The sequence below is a fragment of the Anaeromyxobacter oryzisoli genome (assembly GCF_022690765.1).
GTDB lineage: Bacteria > Myxococcota > Myxococcia > Myxococcales > Anaeromyxobacteraceae > Anaeromyxobacter > Anaeromyxobacter oryzisoli.
Genome location: NZ_JALCZA010000178.1, coordinates 1 through 670, shown reverse-complemented (window position 1 = coordinate 670; position 670 = coordinate 1). Strand labels below are relative to the sequence as shown.

At 75.1% G+C, this 670-nt stretch carries 1 protein-coding gene; it reads right to left on the bottom strand.

Annotation, left to right across the window (positions count from 1 at the left end):
• Window positions 1-670: polyketide synthase dehydratase domain-containing protein (locus MNZ27_RS23265; protein WP_242396438.1), on the bottom strand; the 670-nt coding region annotated here is incomplete at both ends.

Genomic DNA, 670 nt, shown 5'->3' with positions numbered 1-670 from the left:
GAGTCCGCGATCCGGAGAGAGGGAGGGCCTCCGGCGGGGAGCGAGAGGCGGACGCGGAGGGAAGAGGCGCCGGCGGCACGCAAGGACGCGCCGGACCAGGAGGAAGGGAGGACGATCTGATCCGCGTCGTTCAGGGCGAGGGCGTGGAAGGCCGCCTCGAGGAGCGCGGGGTGGAGGCCGAAGCCGGCGGTGGAGGAGGCGGGGAGGCGGACCTCGGCAAAGAGGTCGTCGCCGAGCTTCCAGACAGTGGTGAGCGCCTGGAGCTCCGGGGCGCAGGAGAGGCCGAGGTGGGCGAGGCGGTCGTAGAGGCCGTCGAGAGGAAGGGGGGAAGCACCCTCGGGCGGCCAGGTGCGGAGGTCGAAGGGAGCGGAGGGGGCGGCGGGGCCGAGGAGGCCGGTGGCGTGGCAGGTCCACGAGAGGGCGTCCTCGGGGCGTGCGTGCAGGGCGAGCCGCCTGCGCCCGGTCTCGTCGGGAGGGGCGACGGACACCTGCAAGAGGACGGCGCCGTGCGCGGGCAGCGCGAGGGGCGTCTCCACGGTGAGGTCCTCGACGCGATCGAGGCCGACGCGGTGAGCGGCGGCGAGGGCGAGCTCGAGGAAGGCGGAGCCGGGGAGGAGGACGTTGCCGAAGAGCGCGTACCCGGCGAGCCACGGGTGGTCGGCGAGGGCGA